A 20,662-nucleotide genomic window follows, 5' to 3' on the forward strand; every position below is an offset into this window, starting at 1 on the left:
ATAAATAAATGATGAATTTGAACAAAAATAAAGGGCAAGTAGGATTGCTAGAAAAAATAGGATATGGATTAGGAGATACTGCAGGTAACTTTGTGTACCAATCAGTATTACTATTACTTGGTTTTTTCTATACAGAAATATATGGATTGAGTACAACAACAGTAGCATCTATTTTTTTAGTTGTAAGAATTGTAGATGCAGTTACCGATCCTTTAATGGGAGCAATAGTAGACAGAACAAATACTAAATGGGGGAAATATCGTCCATATTTAATCATATTAGCAGTGCCATATGCGATAGCAAGTGTGTTGGTTTTTACTGTTCCAGATCTAGGACCTGAAGGAAAAGTTATTTATGCGTATGCTACGTATACTACTTTAATGTTATTATTTACAGCCACTAATATACCTTATGGAGCATTAACAGGTGTAATGACTAGTGACCCTAAGGAGAGAGCATCAATAAATGCAACTAGATTTATGTTTGCTACAGGAGGTGGGTTAATAGTAACATCCTTGGTTCTTCCTTTAACCACCTATTGGAGCGACCCGGCAATAGGATATAGAAATGCCATGATTTTAATGGCTATTTTATCTGTTATACTATTTGTCATTTGTTTTGCAACAACAAAAGAACGTGTAAAAGGATTGGTTTCAGAAAAAGGAAAAGGAAATTTTATAAGAGATATTAAATTTGTTTTTAAAAATGACCAATATCGTTTGGTGGCTTTGGCAACACTTTTAATGGTGAGTGCTCAAACAATTAAAAATACGACACAATTATTTTATATAACTATTTATGTTGAAGACGCAGTGACCTATTCAGCCTTATTTTTATCTATTTGGATGATTGGAGGTATGATAGGAGCACAGCTAGCAACAAAAGTGCTGGATATAATGGATAAGAGAAAGGCATATATTATGTTATTGTATATATGTGCTATTATTTCTGCAATTTCCTATTTCGTTGGAAACACAAATATCATTTTAATTATGGTAATACAATTTTTTGTAGGATTCTTTAACCAAATGATTGCACCTATCTGGTTTACATTTACTGCTGATGCTGTTGATTATGGAGAGTTGAAATTTTTCAAACGGATGGACGGATTAACACTTTCATTTACATTGTTTTCTTTAAAACTAGGACTTTCAATAGGAGGAGCTTTGGCATTGACTATTATGGGGTATTATGGATATGTAAGCGGGGGTGTTGAACAAACGCTAAAAGCAACTAATGGTATTTTATTTGTATTTGCAATTGTACCAGCAATTGTATTTGTATTAACAGCATTGGTGGTAAGCTTATTTAAATTAAATAGTAAAACAATTGCTTTAAATGCAGTAAAACTTCAAGAGCTAAGAGCTAAGTAAAACGAATGATAAAATAAAAAAAGTAACAATTATAAATAGATCAATAATGAATATAAAAAAACATTTAAAAATAAGCTGCTTATTCATCTTATTCTTAGCAGGAATGAGCAATGCTTTTGCACAAAATACACAGTTTTATGTATCTCCTTCAGGTACTAATTCTAATGATGGTTCTAAAGAAAAACCATGGAAAACGCTGGAATTTGCAAAGAAACAAGCAAGATTTTTTGATGGCAATGTAAACATCAACCTTTTTGACGGAACGTACACTTTAAATAAGACCTTAGAATTAAATTATCAAGATTCTAATGTTACTTATAAAGCAGTAGATGGAGATAAACCAATTATAAGTGGTGGTGTAAAAGTAAAGAATTGGAGAAAAGGTAAAAATGGAATTTGGCATGCTAAAGTTCCAAGAGGAATAAAAGGTAGACATTTATATGTGAACGGAAATAGAGCAGTTAGAGCAAGAACGGCTAATGCTGACGGATGGGAAAGAATAGCAAATAGACCAGATCCATGTGGATCGGTATCTTGTAGAGATGATGAAAATACTCCTAACGGATTTAAAATACCGAAAGATTTTCCTAAGCTTTCAAATATAGAAGATGTTGAGATGGTTAATATTATGCGTTGGAAAATGTATAGGGGAAAACTTCAAAAAATAGAAGATGGTATTGCTTATGTGAATCAAAAATATTGGGATCTTGCTAAAATAGGTCCTTTCGCAATATTGAATAATGATAATCATAAGGCAGTTAACTGGTTGGAAAATGCCATTGAATTTTTGGATGAAGATGGAGAGTGGTATTTAGATAAGAAAAGCCGTACGCTCTACTATAAGCCAATGAAAGGTGAAGAATTAAATAAAGCTGAAGTGGTTATTTCTAATGTAGAAAAGATTATTGATGCTGACGGATTAGAAAATGTAGCCTTCGAAGGAATAACATTTGCCTATGCAAACTGGAATCAACCTTCTACGCCTCTTGGTTATGTGAGTATCCAATCGGGTGCTGTTTTGGCAGATCCTGATTACCAATCAATCGAAGACGCTTTTGAAGGTTTGGTTGATATTCCAGGGAATGTTCACTTTAAGAATTCAAGAAATATAGTAATGAAAGGAAATACCTTTCAGCATCTTGGAGGAACAGCCTTGAATTTTGATACGAACAACCAAAACGTAAATATTTTTAGTAATGCGTTCAATGATATTTCAGGTTCAGCTATTGCTATTGGAAACTTACAAGATCATCATATTGTTCCTGAAAAAATAAGCCGTGAAATTATTATCGACAACAATAGCATTGAAAATGTAGGGGTTGAGTACTGGGATGTTTGTGCTATTAAATGCTCGTATGTGAAGGATGCAGCCATCGTGAACAATTCGATCAATGGATCTTCAGCAGGTGGAATTACCCTTGGATGGGGATGGGGGCGTTATGATGTTGACAACTTCGATTTCTGGAAAGACGGTTCAGACAAAGCTTACAATCACGACACAGTTGCTGGAGGAGTTCTAGTAGCACATAATAAAATTACCAATGTTACTACAAAACTGGGTGATACTGCAGCAATTTACAATTTAGGAGCATCTCCAGGTACAAAATGGTATGCCAATTATATTGAAAATGTAGCACATCCTGAGGCTAGGTTTTGCAGTGCTTATAGTCATGGTATTTATATAGACAATGGTTCTAGAGGAATTGAAATTCAAGATAATGTAGTTATAGGTTCTTCACATGAACCATACTTGGCAAATGGATCACATGATTATAATGTGAGGGGAGAAGCCTATTATTATAAAAGTGATGCTGGAGAATACCCAAAATGGATCGAAGAAAAGGCAGGTGTAAAATCTGAAATTAAAGACTTAAGACACAGAGAGGAAATTGAGAAATTATTACCAGAGTCTTTACCAGTTGATGCTAAATTTCATGTCGTTGAAAAAGGTGTAGCTATAGGTAAAAAGATAACTGCTGTTGGTAGTACTGCAAACAGTAGAGCATCTTTCACAACTGATGGGAAAACAGAAACGTATTGGAGAGGTGAAGGAAAAGAAGGAGAATTAATATTGGATCTAGGAAAAACATCAGATGTGTATTATGTAAACTCGGCATTTGGTTACATTCAGCCTAAAACAAAAGAAGAAGTTTATTTCAGACACGGATATGAATTCGAATATTTTACTTCTACGGATGGTGAAAATTGGACTACTTACGGAGAAGGTAAGAAAGTTTCCACACTGGCAATAAATCAACAATATGGTGAAGATCAAAAGCCTGTTGAAGCTAGATATGTGAAACTTAAAGTTTATAGTTCAGGAGAGCATCAACTTGGAGTTTTGCGATTTAAAGTGGTTGATCAACAGCCTGTCTATGGTGGGCGTAAATTTGGACCACAATAGCGCAATTTTGTTTAAGTAGCTTTTTAAAAAATCAACTATTGCTAGTATATAATCAAAGTGACTTCTATTCGCTTCAAAAGTAACTTTGATTGTATGTTGGCATTGACCATTTTAAATTTTTAATAGCAATATATAAAATGTACAGATTTACATTATTTTCACTAGTAATTATTACCTTCTTTAATGTTAGTTGTACATTAGAAAAGAGAAATGAAATAAACTCATATAAGCTTGTTTCTCAACCTGTAGAGCTTATTCCAGAAGAGGGAAGTTTTGAGCTAAATGAAAATACAAAAATCTATTTTCATGAGGATGCAAAAAAGTTACTAAAAGTAAGCAATCAGTTTATAAATGAACTTAAACAAGCAAGCGGAATAAAAATTGAACTTACTGACAAAATACCATCAAAAGGAATTTCGGTATTCAACGATGCTAAGCTTCCCATGGATGCTTATCGGTTAATTGTAAAAAAATCTGGAATAGAGATTTCTTCAAACACATCAGCAGGTGTGTATTACGCTTCGCAGTCAATGAAGCAGTTGATACCTGTTGAGTTTGCTAACAGTATAAAGCCACGAGGCCAAAAATGTAATATTCAAGCAGTGACAATTTATGATAAACCTGAATTTAGCTGGAGGGGTAATTGTCTTGTAAGACTGAATTTATGATATGATACAAGGTAGGAAAAAAATATAAAACTTGATTATAAAGGAACTAAGAAGACTGTTTTGTTAGGAATTGAAAAGCAACATACTTCTTTAAGTAAAATCAATAAGCCAATATTAAAAAATGATAAGTAAATAAAATGAAAAATTTAAAAATAAAAATAGTTTTACTCTTAGTCTCATTTTCAGTTTTAAGCTGTATTCAGGCTCAAAAGAAATCAATTGTTAGTGTTGAATCACTGCTTAATGAAATGACCTCCAGAGAACAAATTACACGTTTTCCAAAACAAGCATTTCTCACGAAACATGTGAGTAGTTATGATAGATCAAGCACTTCACCTTCTGAAAAGAACTGGTTTCATAATTGGGATATGAATCAATGGGAAGGTGTTGAAGATACTAAGAATGGAAAGGAATATGTTTTAATGAATGAAAAATCTCCAGGAGCAATTACACATTTTTGGATGACTGGATCAGGGGAAAACAGAGGGCAAGGGACATTACGAATTTATATTGATGGTAATGAAAAACCTGTAATAAGTCAGACGATAAGAAGTTTTATCGGGGAAAATAAAGAAGTAGGCTATCCAATGAGTTGTTCCGTGTCTCCGGAGACTATAGCCGATGAACGTGGCCATAATTTATATTTGCCAATACCTTATGCAAAATCTTGTAAAATCACCTATCAATCGGATTTGGTTAAGGACGGAAACCCTTGGGAAACAAGAAGTGAAATTTTGTATTATAATATTGATTATAGAGAATATGCTGAAGGAACAAGAATTGAAAGTTTCAATAAAAATTCAATAACTCAAAACAAGTCAATTATTCAGGCAACCAATCAAATGTTGTTAGATGGAAGGTTTAGTCAAGAAAAAAAGTTAAATGAGCTTGATAATTTTCAAATAAAATTAGCTCCTGGTGAAGAGTTGTTGGTCTCAAAAAAAGATGTAGGGGCAGCTATTCAACAATTAAATATGCGTATTCAGGAAGATAACCCAACACAATCGTTAAGGTCTATTATCATCAAATGTACTTTTGACGATCAACAAACAGTATGGGCACCTTTAGGTGACTTTTTTGGAGCAGGTTATCGAATAGATGCATTTGAAACAAGGTATAACAAAGTATCTGTAGATGGTAATCTTAAATCTAAATGGCTTATGCCCTTTAAGAAATCTTGTAAAATTACTTTAGAAAATATTGGAGAAACAACCATAGGAGTTAATGGATCGTTAAAGTATTCTTCATATAAATGGAATAAAAACGCAATGCATTTTTATACATCATGGCACCAATATACAAAGGTAAATACTGGAGTTCCTAAAAATATGTTAGGAGGTGAAGGTGTTAGAGACGTAAATTTTGTAACTCTAAAAGGTAAAGGAGTATATGTGGGTGATGTATTAACATTGTTTAATGATAATTTGCCTATAGGAAAAACAAGTTGGACCAAAGAAGAGGGAACTTTTAATTATTGCTGGTGGGGAGAAGGAGATGAAAAAATATACATTGATGGAGAGCAATTTCCATCACATTTTGGAACAGGAACAGAGGATTACTATAATTATGCTTGGTGCAAGGCAGAAAAGTTTTCACACCCGTTTATTGCCCAGCCTTCAGGTGGAGGAAATATGACGCCAGGTTATACCGTAAATACAAGAGTTAGAGCACTTGATGTGTTGCCTTTTAATACAAGTTTAAAATTTGATATGGAGTTGTGGCATTGGAATAAAGCCTCAATAAATTATGCTCCAACAACATTTTATTATATGATGCCAGGTGGAGAATCTAATATAAAACCTGACTATAAAGGAGCGAAAGAAGAAGTATTATTAGATTTTGAAAAATTACACACTGTTGATCCTAAAGATCAATAGAAAGTTATTTTTATGAGTTTAATGTGATGTGAAAACCTCAAGTTTTCTTCAACCAAATTTGATTATTGTTAAAAGATGAAAGAAATGTTCAAAATTCGTTAACCCGCTGTACATTGAGGGGGATTTATTTATTCTTGGATGTCAGTTCGAGGCTCCAGATAAAAATTTTCTCTAAATGTACAACGGATTTCGTTAATTTAAATTTACAGAACCTAAAGTATTTACAGATGAAGGTTGGATTACACATTCTGGAGGTTGGTTAAGCGCATTGAGCAGATTGAAAAAATAAGTATATGAAATATTATAGAAACATAAAAAAAACAATATTTGGAGTCATATTTCTGTTAGGTTCACTTCAGGTATTCAGTCAAAATTCAAGGTTAACAGAAATTGCAGAAATTCCATTTACTAAAGGTCAGGCTCAATATGTTCTGAATGCTGAACCTATTGATTCTATTGGGGAATGGTATATTAATGACCACACTTTTATTGAAGATCTAAAGGGAAATCTTCATTTCTTTGGTATTAATAATCCGTTTTTAAAGGATGGAAGTTATAACTATTCTTATCACCCTCATATCAGTCACGCAGTAATGAGTGCTCCTGAAAAGGAATTTGAGCATGTAGGAATGGCAATTTCAGAGTATAAAAACGGTAATGGATTTGTTGGAGCTCCTTATGTGGTAAAAAATAAAGAAGGCAAGTATTTGATGTTCTTTCAGGCAAAATTTGGGAAAGAAAGATTTCAGGAATTAGCAGTCTCTGATGATTTGTACAATTGGAAAAGAACCCATGCACCCATATTAGCATCTCACGACAATATGAGAGACCCTTGTTTTTTTCAAGATGATAACGGAAAAGATTATTTATATATTGTAACTCCGCGTATGGAAGGATCATCTATATCCGTTATAGAGACTGAAAATTTTGAAGCTTTTGGAAAACCGAAAGAAGTAATCCATATTCCAGATGGCGTTAGCTGGAGTGGATTGGAATCTCCCTATGTTGTAAAAAGAAACGGATTGTATTATTTGTTTGTGTCTTATGCGCACAGACATTATGACGAAACTTTGGTGATAGTTTCTGATCGCTTTGATTCTTTTAAGTTGGAAAATACGATTACAACCCTACATAGCCATGCTCCCGAAATAGTTACTTATAAAGGAAAAACATATATCAGTACTTGTGGAATTGAAGGTCATCAAATGCTGGATAATCATGGTTTATACTGGTATGAATTACAATGGTTAAAACAATAAATAATAACTTATGCGGAATACATTAAACTATGTGTAATCTGGAGATGAGTCTTATATATATATTGGGGTTTTAAGGAGAATGATAGTTAGCGTTATTGGATTCTGAAAAGTTACATTTATTAAAAGGATAAGAAGTATAGAATCTAAATCATTAGGTTATTTCGATATAAAAAAATATTTAAAATAATTATGCTAAATCGTTTAAGCAATAAAAAGTTTTAATTATCTTTGAAAGATAATTTGATTTTACAAGCTTAAAATTATACAAATTATTACATATATAAAATTTAATAAGATATGAGAAAAATTGAATATTTACTAATTCTAACAGCTGTTTTGTGTTTAGGTTCTTGTAAGCAAGTACCACCTCCAACAGCTTTTGGTCCAGTTCCTTCTGAACGTCAAATGAAATGGCATGAAATGGAATACTATGCCTTTGTACATTTCAGTATGAATACCTTTACTGATATTGAATGGGGATACGGAGATAAGAATCCTGCATTATTCAACCCATCAGAACTTGATACACGTCAATGGGTAAAAGTATTTAAAGATGCTGGAATGAAAGGGGTAATTATAACAGCCAAACATCATGATGGTTTCTGTTTGTGGCCTTCAGAGTATACAGATTATTCAGTGAAAAACTCACCTTGGAGAAATGGTAAAGGAGATTTATTAAAAGAACTTTCTGAAGCGTGTAAGGAAGCTGGATTGAAATTTGGAGTGTATTTATCGCCTTGGGATCGTAATTATGCCAATTATGGAAAACCTGAATATATTACCTATTTCCGTAATCAATTAAAAGAATTACTAACAAATTATGGTGATATTTTTGAAGTGTGGTTTGATGGGGCCAATGGAGGATCAGGATATTATGGAGGAGCCAATGAAACAAGAAGTGTAGATAGAAAAACATATTACGATTGGCAAAACACCTATAAAATTGTTCGTGAATTACAACCAGATGCCATGTTGTTTAGTGATGCAGGTCCTGATACACGTTGGTGTGGAAATGAAGAAGGTTGGGTAGGAGAAACCAATTGGAATTTGTTAAGGCGTGATGAAGTTTGGCCTGGATATCCAAATTATGAAGAATTAAGGTATGGTCATGAAGACGGTACGCATTGGGTACCAGCCGAAGTAGATGTTTCAATTCGTCCAGGGTGGTTTTATCATAAATCGGAGGATCATAAAGTAAAAACAGTTCCAGAATTACTGAATATTTATTACAATTCTGTTGGTAGAGGTGGTAACTTCTTATTAAATTTCCCTGTAGATCAAAGAGGGTTAGTTCATGAAATTGATGAAAAACGGGTGAGAGGATTGGCTGCTATTTTAAAAGAAGATTTTAAAGAAGAATTAGCCAAAAATAAAGATGCTGAAGCAACAAGTGTTAGAGGAAATTCATCTAAATACGATGCTTCAAATGTAAATGACGGAAATAAAGAAACCTACTGGACAACCAATGATGAAATAACAACAGCTTCATTAACGATAGATTTAGAACAACCAACTGAAATAAACCGATTTTTAGTTCAAGAATATATTCAATTGGGTCAACGTGTTCAAGAATTTACCTTGGATGGCTTTGTTGATGGAGATTGGAAAGAGTTAGCTTCAGAAACTACTATTGGTTACAAAAGAATTTTGAGGCTTCCAACAGTTACTGTTTCAAAACTTCAATTGAATATTAAAAAATCAAAGGCTTGTCCTGTAATTTCTAATATTGAAGTATACAAAGCTCCAAAGGTTGTAGTTGCTCCTGAAATTAAAAGAAATAAAGAAGGGATGATAACCATCCATTCAGCAGATAAAGAATTAGAAGTGTATTATACAACCGATGGCTCGGAACCAACTAAAAGTTCTAACAGCTATTCTAAATCATTCGAATACGATAAGAAATCAGAAATTAAAGCAATAGTTCTTGATAAGCAATCAGGGAAGTCGAGCCCTGTTTCTTCAGAAACCTTTGATATTTCAAAAAAGAAATGGAAAGTTTTAAATTCCAAAGATGAAAATGTGGCTAAAATATTTGATGGTGAATCTTCAACTTCTTGGGGGCAATCTGGTAAGAAAATGCCTTTAGATCTTATTGTTGATTTAGGAAGAATTAATAAAATAGCTGGATTTAGATATTTACCAGATCAAAGTAGATGGTCTTCAGGAATTATTTTTAACTACGAGTTTTATACTTCTGCGAGTGGTAGAAATTGGAAGTTAAAGAGCAAGGGAGAGTTTTCCAATATTAAAAATAGTCCAATTTGGCAAACTAAAACATTTGATACAGCAAAAACTCGATTTATAAAATTAAGAGCTATAAAAAATACCGATAATAATAACAAAGCAGGATATGCTGAGTTCGATATAATAACAGAATAAAAGTAAATAAAATGAAAAAAGCAGTTTTTAGTATAATCGCCCTATGTCTAATAGGAATTCAAGGAAGTTTTGCTCAAAAAAAATACGAAGCAAACTGGGAATCAATTGACAGTCGTCCGATAGCACCATGGTTTGAAGATGCAAAATTTGGAATATTTATTCACTGGGGACCTTACTCGGTTCCCGCATGGAGTCCGAAGGGAACTTATTCAGAATGGTATCAATATTGGTTACAAAGTAAATCGCTTTTTGGAAATGGAAAATTTACAGGGACTGAAGTGTATGATTATCACGTAGAAACTTATGGTCCTCATTTTAGTTATTACAATTTTGGAGAACAATTTACAGCCCGTAATTTTGATGCAGATAAGTGGGCAAAACTTTTTGCAGATGCAGGAGCAAAATATATGATGATTACTTCAAAGCATCATGATGGGTTTACATTGTGGCCAAGTAAAGAAGCAAATAAAACATGGGGTTTCCCTTGGAATGCAAAAGATGTTGGAGCGAAAAGAGATTTATTGAAAGAATTAGAAGTCGCGGTTAAAAAGACCGATGTGAAATTCGGAACTTATTATTCTTTATACGAATGGTTCAATCCGTTATGGAAAAAAGACAAGGAAAAGTTTGCTTTAGAACACACTCACCCACAATTTAAAGATTTGGTAGAAAATTACAAACCAGATCTAATTTGGTCTGATGGTGACTGGAGTGCCAAACCAGAAACATGGCATTCACCTGAGTTGTTAAAATGGTTGTTCAATGAGTCAGCGGTTGCAGAATCTGTTGTGGTGAATGACCGCTGGGGAGATGGGGCTCGTTTTAATCATGGGGGTTATTATACAACTGAATATCAATCAGAATTGGATGGAAGCAAGCCTTGGGAAGAATGTAGAGGAATTGGTTTTTCTTTCGGATACAATGCCAATGAAGATTCATGGGATTATGCTTCAGACAGAACACTAATTTATTTACTATTAAATGTAGTGAGTAATGGAGGGAATTTATTGCTAGATATAGGTCCTGATGCAAACGGTAATATTCCACCAATTATGCAGGATAGATTGTTAGCAATTGGTGATTGGCTAAAGGTAAATGGAGAAGCTATTTATGGTTCAAGAAAATGGGAACGTGCTTGTCAGTGGTCTAAAAAAGGAAAAAAAGATTGGAAACCAGAAGGAGCTCATTACCTACCAGCTGATTTCATTTTAAAACAAACTATTGATCCAGAACCTGGATATGGAGTTCGTGAGATTTTCTTTACTAAAAAAGGAGAAGACGTATTTGCAATTGTACCAAAATGGCCTAAAGAGACATTGGTTATTAGAGATATGAAGGCAACTTCAACTACTGAAATTACATTAGTGGGAACTGATTTAAAAGTTGAATTTGTTCAAAAAGGAAAGAATTTAATTCTTAAAGTTCCAAATCTTACACCTGATGAATTACCATCTAAGTATGCATATTCATTTAAAATTAGCAATGTTGTAAAATAAAAAAGACAAAAGTTGGTAGGGTTTTAAATATGAGATTGTAATAAGAATGTAACGAAAAGAAATTGAATAATACGTTCAAGTAAAACTATAAAAGTGATAGGTACAATTACGAAATATTTTATTGTAAATTTAACCTTGGTGTTAATGACATTTCAAGGGTTTTCTCAATCGAATAAGAAAGGATTTTATAAGGGAGAAGGTTCCAGACAAGTTCATCTTGATTTTCATACTACTGAAAAATTGGAGAATATTGGTAAGAGTTGGAATAAGGATGAATGGCAACAAACCTTAAAAGATGGACATGTAAACTCCATTAATATTTTTGCCAAAGGACATCACGGATGGGCTTATTATAATACTAAAATAGGGAAACGTCACCCCAATTTAAAATTTGATTTACTTAAAGCTCAAATTGAAGCAAACAAAGAAATAGGTGTTTCATCTCAAGCTTATGTAACTGTTGGCTGGAATGTGCTCGATGGAAAGGAGCATCCAGAATGGGTGTCAACAGGTAAGGATGGTAAAAATACTTTTGCAGAAATGGAGGCGAAATCAAAACCAGGAGAACATTTTTCTTGGGGATGGCCTAACATGTATCCAGAAGGCCCTTATATGGAGCATTTGTTGAAGCATACTGAAGAGATTGTGAAAAATTACGATGTTGATGGTTTTTGGTTTGATATTGTGCCTGTTGGAAATATCAATTACAATGAGTACAGTAAAAAAGATATGGAAGCCAATGGTATAGATTGGAATAATGAAGAGGAGGCCTGGGCTTATCATTGTAAAAAAATGCATACTTATTTTCAGAAGACAAATGCGCTTATAAAAAAATACAAACCCAATGCCACTATTTATTATAACTGGACCACTCCAATAAGTAATAAACGCATTGTGGATGAGCACTATGATCAATATAATACCAAGCAGGATTTAGAAGATTTACCAACTACTTGGGCAGGTTATGATGTATTTCCGGTACGAGCTAAATATTATGCAAATACAGGAAAACCAATTGTGGCTATGAGTGGGAAATTCCATTCGGCCTGGGGAGAGTTTGGAGGCTTTAAACACAAAGATGCTATCTGGTATGAAGCAGCGAGTATGCTTTCTTATGGAGCTATGGCTAATTTTGGAGATCAATTACATCCTACAGGAAAATTAGAAAAAGCAACTTATGATAATATTGGTCATGCATATGAGTATATTGAAAAAATTGAAGATTATAGTTTAAACTCAAAACATTTGGCAAAAACAGCTATTTGGTTAAGCTTTACAGGAAGAGATAATGATTTGACCAAAATGTTGTTGGAAAAACAAGTGAATTTTGTGGTGGCAAATAATTTAAATGATTGGAGTGATTTAAAATTAATAATCTTAAACAGTGATGTGAAGTTAAATGAGGAAGAAACAATAAAGATTCAAGCATTTGTTGATAAGGGAGGGAAACTGTTTATTCTTGAAAAAGGAGCTTTTGAAAACGGGAAGTGGAAATTTGATATTGGAGCAACATATTTGGGAGATGCCACAGCCGATGTTTATTATACATTAGTCTCAGATAAATTGACAGAAGATTTAATACAATCGCCATTTTTAAATCGTTATCCTGCAGTTCGAGTTCAACCTGAAGCAGGAACAGAAATACTAGCAAAAATTCATGAACCTTATTTTAACAGAACTGTTGAGCATTGGACATCTCATGACAATACGCCGTATAATACAAAAGCAGCTGCTCATCCAGCAATTATTAGAAATGGAAATATTGTTTGGGCGGCACACCGTCTTGAAAGAAACTACGGAAAAGAAGGGTCGAGAGTACATAAGCAATTATTTTATAATGCCTTAAAACAGGTGTTAACAGATCCTTTTGTAGAAGCAGATTTACCAAGTAGTGGACGTGTAAATTTATTACATCAACCGCAAGAAAATCGCTATGTGGTGCATTTAACATATGCCACGCCACATCAGCGTGGTCGTGCAAAGGTAATAGAAGATTTGGTACCTTTATACAATGTAAATGTACGTGTGGACTTTGATGAAAAAATTAAAAAGGTCTACACTATTCCAGATAAAATGGAATTGAAAATGAAAAAAGTTGGAAACCAATTAGAAGTAGTTGTTCCTGAATTTAGATGCCACAGTGGAGTGGTTTATGAATATTAAAATTAAAGTTTATTTGATTAATTGTGGATTGATTGTCTATTTGTGGGATCAATACCTTTAAAGGTATTGATCCATACAAATTAATAAGGTTTCAAAAATAAAAATACACTAAAAAATATAAAAATGAGAATTACAATTTTAGCAATAATTTGTTTATTGAGTATTTCCTGCTCAAATAAATATAAGGATATAAGCAATCAAGAAGGGGCTTATCAAGTAATACCAAAACCAACTCTACTAGAAATTTCAAAAGGAAGATTTTTAATAAATTCGGATACTAAAATTTTAGGGGATTTAAATTTGACAAACGAAGGAGAATATTTAGCAGAAATGTTAAGTCTTTCAACAGGAGAAAATATTGAGTTTGATTCAAAAAGTAGCAATGGAAACATTGTATTAAAAATAGATGAAGCTATAACTAATGATGAAGGGTATGAATTAAAAGTAACTTACAATGAAATTACTATTTCAGGAAAAACTTCTAAAGGTATCTTTTATGGAATTCAAACATTAAGACAATTAATGCCAGCTTCTATTGAATCAGGAGGTGATACAGAAGAAGAATTAACCATTCCAGCAGTGAGCATCAAAGATAATCCGAGATACTCTTATAGAGGAATGCATTTAGATGTTGCTCGTCATTTCTTTCCTGTTTCATTTGTGAAAAAATACATCGATTTAATTGCAATGCATAAAATGAATACATTCCATTGGCATTTAACAGAAGATCAGGGATGGAGAATTGAAATAAAAAAATATCCAAAATTAACTGAAGTTGGAGCCTGGAGAAATGGAACTATTGTTGGTCATCACCCGGGAATTTCAAACGATCAAAAGAAATATGGAGGGTTTTACACACAGGAAGAAGTAAAGGAGATAGTAAAATACGCTTCAGAACGTCATGTAACTGTAATCCCTGAAATTGAACTTCCAGGTCATGGAGGAGCAGCTATTGCATCCTATCCTTTTTTAAGTTGTTTCCCTGAAGAACCAACAAAAATTTATAATGATATGGTCTCAGACAAAGGAAAAGAACTTCAAGCCAACGGAACACCCAAAATAGTTTACGAAACGTGGGGTGTAATTGATGATGTATTTTGTGCCGGTCAAGAAGAAACCTTTCAGTTTTTAAAAGATGTTTTAGCCGAAGTCATTCCATTGTTTCCTTCTCAATATATTCATATCGGAGGTGATGAATGTCCAAAAGGAAATTGGAAACGATGCTCCAGATGTCAACAAAGAATAAAAGAGCAAGGTTTAAAAGATGAGCACGAGCTACAGAGTTATTTCATTCAGAGAATGGAAAAATATATAAATTCAAAGGGAAAAAAATTAATTGGCTGGGATGAGATTTTAGAAGGTGGTTTAGCGCCAAATGCAACTGTAATGTCTTGGAGAGGTACCAAAGGAGGTATTGAAGCAGCAAAACAAAAACACGATGTAATTATGACTCCTGGGCATTCTTGTTATTTTGATCATTACCAATCCAAGGATAAGGATAATGAGCCATTGGCTATCGGAGGAATGACCACCGTTGAAGATGTATATGCCTATGAACCAACACCTAAGGAGTTAACCACAGAAGAACAAAAATATATTTTAGGGGCTCAAGGAAATGTTTGGACAGAATATATGGAAACAACTGATTATGTTGAATATATGATTCTACCTAGAATGACAGCTTTATCTGAAGTAGTTTGGTCGTCAAAAGAAGGAAAGAACTGGGATGATTTTCAACAACGATTAAATCATATTTCTAAAAGATATGAGGTTATGGGATTAAATTATGCGAAGCATAGTGTAAATAAATAATAATTATTAGAGAGTAGTAGTCCAAAAGAATTAATTTAAAATTTGAGATGACTACTATTCCAATTTTAAGATATGATAAAAAATATTGAATTAAGGGCTGCAGATAATATACGAATTTTATCTGCGAGCATGGTTGAAAAAGCAAAATCTGGTCATCCAGGTGGAGCAATGGGTGGAGCAGATTTTATAAATATTCTTTACTCTGAATTTTTAAATTATGACCCATCAGATATGAATTGGGCATACAGGGATCGATTTTTCTTAGATCCAGGTCATATGTCTCCAATGTTATATTCAGTATTGGCATTGTCTGGATATTATACGATGGATGATTTGAGGGAATTTCGACAATGGGGTAGTGTTACTCCTGGACATCCGGAAGTTGATTTTAAAAGAGGTGTTGAAAATACTTCAGGGCCATTAGGTCAAGGACATACAATGGCAGTTGGAGCAGCAATAGCTGAGCGATTTTTAGTGGCTCGATTTGGTGAATGGATGGCTCATAAAACATATACTTTTATTTCTGATGGAGGTATTCAAGAAGAAATATCTCAGGGAGCAGGTCGTATTGCAGGACATTTAGGGTTAAATAATCTTATTATGTTTTATGATTCAAATGACATTCAATTATCAACAACAGTTGATGATGTGACGTCTGAAGATACTGCTAAAAAATACATAGCCTGGGGCTGGAATGTGAGTATTATTGATGGTAATAATGCTAGTGAAATTAGAGAAGCATTAAAGTTAGCAAATAGTAGTTTAGATAAACCAACACTTATTATAGGTAAAACTATAATGGGAAAAGGATGTTTACAGGAGTCTGGTGAAAATTTTGAAGGAAAAACAGCAACTCACGGTCAGCCTATATCGGCTGCTGGGGCAAGCTTTAAAGCCACTATTGAAAATTTAGGTGGTAATCCTGAAAATCCATTTCAAGTTTTTCCAGAAGTGGAAGAATTATATTTAAATAGAAAAGGAGAACTTTTAAAGTTTGCTGCTGAAAAGAAAAAAATAGAGAAAGAATGGACTGCTGAAAACAAAGAATTGGCGGTTAAACTTGAACGATTTTTATCAGGAGAGGTACCAGATTTCGATTTTTCAAAAATAGAACAAAACCCAAATTCAGCAACTCGGGGAGCATCTGCAACTGTTTTAAGTGCTTTTGCAAATGAAATTGAAAATATGCTTGTTTCATCAGCAGACTTGTCGAATTCAGATAAAACAGATGGTTTTTTAAAAAATACAACATCTTTAAATAAAAATGATTTTTCTGGGGCATTTTTACAAGCTGGAGTCTGTGAATTGACAATGGCAAGCATTATGAATGGAGTTGCACTTCATGGAGGATTGATTCCAGTGTGTGGAACATTTTTTGTGTTTTCAGATTATATGAAGCCAGCTACTCGATTATCGGCACTAATGGAACTTCCAGTAATTTATATATGGACACATGATGCTTTTCGTGTGGGAGAAGATGGCCCAACACATCAGCCTATTGAACAAGAGGCACAAATTAGATTGATGGAGAAATTACAAAATCATAGTGGTAGAAATTCTATGCTGGTTTTACGTCCTGCTGATGTGGTTGAAACTACTGTTGCTTGGAAAATGGCTTTAGAAAATAAGAAAACACCCACAGCATTAATCCTTTCTAGACAAAACATTAAAAACCTACCTGTAGAAAATCCATATATAAATGCTTTGAAGGCAGCAAAAGGAGCTTATGTTGTAGTTGATTGTGTAGGGACACCAGATATTGTGCTTTTAGCAAGTGGTTCAGAAGTTTCTACATTAATTGAGAGTACTGATAAATTGAAAGAAGATTTTAAAGTTCGTGTAGTATCCGTTCCATCTGAAGGATTATTCCGTTCCCAGGAATTGGAATATCAGCAATCTGTATTACCTGCTGGAATTCCTCGTTTTGGATTGACTGCAGGACTTTCAGTAAACCTAGAAGGTTTGGTTGGTGAAAATGGAAAAGTTTGGGGATTAAATCATTTCGGATATTCAGCACCAGCAACGGTTTTAGATGATAAATTTGGATTTACTCCAGAACATATAAGCAAAGAAATTATTAATTATATGAAGTTAAATTCATAAATAAAAAACACAAAATGAAATTTTTTATAGATACAGCAAACTTAGAGCATATAAAAGAAGCAGAAGCTTTAGGAGTTCTAGATGGAGTTACCACGAACCCATCGTTAATGGCAAAAGAAGGAATTACAGGGAAAGATAATATTCTAAAGCATTATAGTGCTATTTGTAATATAGTTGAAGGTGATGTAAGTGCGGAAGTTATTGCAACAGATTTTGAAGGAATGGTTAGAGAAGGAGAAGAGCTAGCGGCTTTACATCCTCAAATAGTAGTGAAATTACCAATGATTGCAGATGGAGTAAAAGCTTGCAAGTATTTTTCTGATAAAGGTATTAAAACGAACGTTACCTTAGTGTTTTCAGCCGGACAGGCTCTGTTGGCAGCAAAGGCAGGAGCAGCTTTTGTATCGCCATTTATTGGTCGTTTAGATGATATTTCAACAGATGGTTTAAATCTTATTTCTGAAATTAGACAGATTTATTATAACTATGGTTTTGAAACTCAAATTTTAGCTGCCTCAGTCCGTCATACAATGCATGTAATTAATTGTGCAAAATTAGGAGCTGATGTAATGACAGGTCCTTTATCTTCAATATATGGTTTGTTAAAGCACCCATTGACAGATATTGGATTGGCTCAGTTTTTAGCCGATTACAAAAAAGGAAATTCATCTAATTATTAACTGATTTTGAATATGATTTGTGTGACTGTAAAAATCTGAGCTTTTTCGGACGTAGCAAATCGTTTGTTAAAATGTTTGTCATTTTGTGCTAGTTCAAATTTAAGCATAAATTATATTCAGCTTAAGTTTACATTTTATTTGGTATTTTCAGATCGGTATCATTTTTCAAGAGTTTTAAATCAGTTACAAGATTAACTCCTGCCAGTTACAAATCAGGAAAATACACTTAATTTTTTATATTAAATCTTAAAATATTAATTTGTAATTATGGATTTAAACCTTCAAGATAAAGTTGTTATTATAACAGAAGATATTTATGGCGTATGTAATCAAATAGCAAGAACTCTCAAGAGTGAACGTGCTTACCCAATTATTATTAATGCAAACAACTTAAGTGATTTAAATAATAATATAAAAAAGATTTATAATATACCTTCAAAGAATGTAGTAATTGATGCTCTTATAAATATTGTTGATGATGATAAAGCTAATAAATACAAAAAACTATTACAGCATTTTTATCAAGATTTTGATTTAAAAAATATACTTTCTAATAATTTTTCAATTATTAATCTTGGTTTTCATTCGTCATTAAAGATAATTAGAGATTCCTATGAAACAGAGGTAATAGATTTTGATAAAAAAGATGCTGCAATTGAATGTTTTTTTCAGTTTAAGAAGAATACAGTAATTTTTCCGAAGTTTGATAATTTTATTTCAACTTCAGAATTGGGAAGGGTTAAGGTTAAATCAAATAAGGATTCAGATTTAACAAAAAGTCAAGTGGCAAATACTGTTGCTTTTCTTTTAAAAGAGAAGTCAAAACAAATTTTGAACCAAATTATTTATGTAGATAATGGCCTGCATTTATTTGATAACGACAATAATTTTGATTTTAATATAAATTAATACATAAAAATTGAAAACATTATAACCAATTTATACTATAGGAGATTATAAAAAAAGTTTATTTTACGATAACGAAAGTCAACTTGTTTGCGGATGTTCAGGACTAGGAATTGAAGGGGACTCAATTGATAGGTTTTACTCCCATATGCTATTTTTTTTGATATCTTATCAAGTTTTTAATATTTGAGGCTAGTCACTTAACAGGTATTGACAGTGATTACCTTAAATTCAAAAAGAAAACATTTCATGTTAAAGGGCAATTACCTTGCATATTAGGTTGTTAGCAATATATTTGATGTTTAAATTACTATTAATTTCTTAAATACTGCTAAATATGTTTCATATAAATCGCGTGTGTTCCTATAGCTGTCGGGGTTGTATTTAATTTATTCATTGTTGAATGCCAAATCAGCAATTTGTCATTGATAGTTAATAGTAATGCACTTTCGCAAACCATTGAAAGTCCTTTTCACAACAGGAAAGGTTAGATAAGAAATTGTTTGATGAAATATATGCAATGGTTTAAAGAAACATTGTAAAAGATTTCTCTAGTACCTCACTAAACGGGAGTTTTTACTATACTATTGGTTCTAATTCCATTCAGCACATTCCCCTACATTCCGCAAAAAAAGCTTCATTTCGGTGAAAGAGTTTCATTACAAAGATCTTGGACACAATCCCCGATTTCAGCTGTCCATTGCGTTAACCTTTCCCTCTATGCTGGGAAGGAACACTACATTACCGAGCCAAAATCGTGAATAGCGTCCGCCAAATCGGAATTACATTATTCATTTTGGTACTGCTTCCTATGTTTTGATACTTCACAAAAATCTTTAAACTTACATCCGCACCCTCACTGATCCTCCCTTTTTTTGACAGCAAAATACCAATAGTTGGAAGTTGAACGGACTGCATAAACCATTTCGCTACGCTTCACTTTTTATAAGTCCTTATCAATTCCAACTATTGAAAATGTATCAGCAACAAAAAAAGGAAACAGCGAGGGCACTATGGGAAGTAAATCTAAAATTAATCTTATGAAATCTTACAAAAATATCAAAAAGGAAGCGGCACCAAAAAAAACAAAAAAGGAAAATGCTCAAGATATAATAAGTAAATCACTTCAAAAAAACAAAAACAAACTGTCTGAAAAGTTCAGATGGTATTTTAATTAATTTTTAAATAATTTTATTATGAGTACTCTAAAAAACAAAGTACAGTTAATCGGAAACGTTGGACAAGAACCAACCATTACAAACCTTGAAAGTGGTAAAAAAGTAGCTCGTTTATCATTGGCAACCAATGAAAATTACAAAAACTCAAACGGAGAAAAACAAACAGAAACCAATTGGCATACCATTGTAGCCTGGGGAAAAACTGCTGAAATTATTGAGAAGTATGTTACCAAAGGCAAAGAGATTGCCATTGAAGGTAAATTGACATCTCGCTCGTATGAAACCAAAGAGGGTGAAAAACGCTATGTAACTGAAGTTTTAGCAAATGAAATAGTATTGCTAGGTAACGCTGAATAGCATACAA

Annotated in this window: 14 protein-coding genes; all 14 read left to right on the plus strand. The window is 33.0% G+C overall.

Features of this window, described 5'->3' with window-relative positions:
- Positions 1-8 precede the first annotated feature (8 nt).
- The 14 genes from IEW75_RS06535 to IEW75_RS06600 all read left to right on the plus strand — a co-directional run bounded on the left by IEW75_RS06535 (position 9) and on the right by IEW75_RS06600 (position 20,655).
- On the plus strand, positions 9-1,373 hold the full coding sequence (locus IEW75_RS06535) for an MFS transporter (RefSeq protein WP_134247924.1): 1,365 nt from the start codon (positions 9-11) through the stop codon (positions 1,371-1,373).
- A gap of 46 nt (positions 1,374-1,419) precedes the next feature.
- Positions 1,420-3,777, plus strand: a complete 2,358-nt coding sequence (locus IEW75_RS06540; protein ID WP_134247925.1) for a discoidin domain-containing protein — start codon at positions 1,420-1,422, stop codon at positions 3,775-3,777.
- Between the two features lie 89 nt (positions 3,778-3,866).
- Complete coding sequence (locus tag IEW75_RS06545) at positions 3,867-4,445, plus strand: glycoside hydrolase family 20 zincin-like fold domain-containing protein (RefSeq protein ID WP_134247926.1); 579 nt, start codon at positions 3,867-3,869, stop codon at positions 4,443-4,445.
- 137 nt (positions 4,446-4,582) lie between these two features.
- Complete coding sequence (locus IEW75_RS06550) at positions 4,583-6,322, plus strand: glycoside hydrolase family 172 protein (protein WP_134247927.1); 1,740 nt, start codon at positions 4,583-4,585, stop codon at positions 6,320-6,322.
- A gap of 293 nt (positions 6,323-6,615) precedes the next feature.
- Positions 6,616-7,581: a family 43 glycosylhydrolase gene (locus IEW75_RS06555; protein ID WP_134247928.1), complete on the plus strand. Its 966-nt coding sequence runs from the start codon at positions 6,616-6,618 to the stop codon at positions 7,579-7,581.
- Positions 7,582-7,878: 297 nt separating this feature from the next.
- Entirely contained in the window at positions 7,879-9,960 is a 2,082-nt protein-coding gene (locus IEW75_RS06560; RefSeq protein WP_134247929.1) for an alpha-L-fucosidase, read from the plus strand.
- 11 nt (positions 9,961-9,971) lie between these two features.
- Positions 9,972-11,456, plus strand: a complete 1,485-nt coding sequence (locus tag IEW75_RS06565) for an alpha-L-fucosidase (protein WP_134247930.1) — start codon at positions 9,972-9,974, stop codon at positions 11,454-11,456.
- Positions 11,457-11,600: 144 nt separating this feature from the next.
- Positions 11,601-13,619 carry an alpha-amylase family protein gene (locus IEW75_RS06570; protein WP_134247931.1) on the plus strand — a complete coding sequence of 673 codons (2,019 nt, stop codon included), beginning with the start codon at positions 11,601-11,603 and terminating at the stop codon, positions 13,617-13,619.
- Positions 13,620-13,742: 123 nt separating this feature from the next.
- Complete coding sequence (locus IEW75_RS06575) at positions 13,743-15,431, plus strand: beta-N-acetylhexosaminidase (RefSeq protein WP_134247932.1); 1,689 nt, start codon at positions 13,743-13,745, stop codon at positions 15,429-15,431.
- 72 nt (positions 15,432-15,503) lie between these two features.
- The gene (locus IEW75_RS06580; protein ID WP_134247933.1) at positions 15,504-17,534 is read left to right on the plus strand and encodes a transketolase family protein; all 2,031 of its coding nucleotides are present in this window, start codon (positions 15,504-15,506) and stop codon (positions 17,532-17,534) included.
- A 14-nt stretch (positions 17,535-17,548) separates the two neighbouring features.
- Entirely contained in the window at positions 17,549-18,214 is a 666-nt protein-coding gene (gene fsa, locus IEW75_RS06585) for a fructose-6-phosphate aldolase (protein ID WP_134247934.1), read from the plus strand.
- A 267-nt stretch (positions 18,215-18,481) separates the two neighbouring features.
- Positions 18,482-19,123, plus strand: a complete 642-nt coding sequence (locus IEW75_RS06590; RefSeq protein ID WP_134247935.1) for a Rossmann-fold NAD(P)-binding domain-containing protein — start codon at positions 18,482-18,484, stop codon at positions 19,121-19,123.
- 1,037 nt (positions 19,124-20,160) lie between these two features.
- A complete protein-coding gene (locus IEW75_RS06595; protein WP_188703992.1) occupies positions 20,161-20,298 on the plus strand; it encodes a hypothetical protein in 138 nt (45 codons plus the stop codon).
- Between the two features lie 18 nt (positions 20,299-20,316).
- Positions 20,317-20,655, plus strand: coding sequence for a single-stranded DNA-binding protein (locus IEW75_RS06600; protein ID WP_134247936.1), 339 nt, complete (start codon positions 20,317-20,319; stop codon positions 20,653-20,655).
- Positions 20,656-20,662 lie beyond the last annotated feature (7 nt).

Source organism: Lutibacter litoralis, from assembly GCF_014646675.1.
GTDB lineage: Bacteria > Bacteroidota > Bacteroidia > Flavobacteriales > Flavobacteriaceae > Lutibacter > Lutibacter litoralis.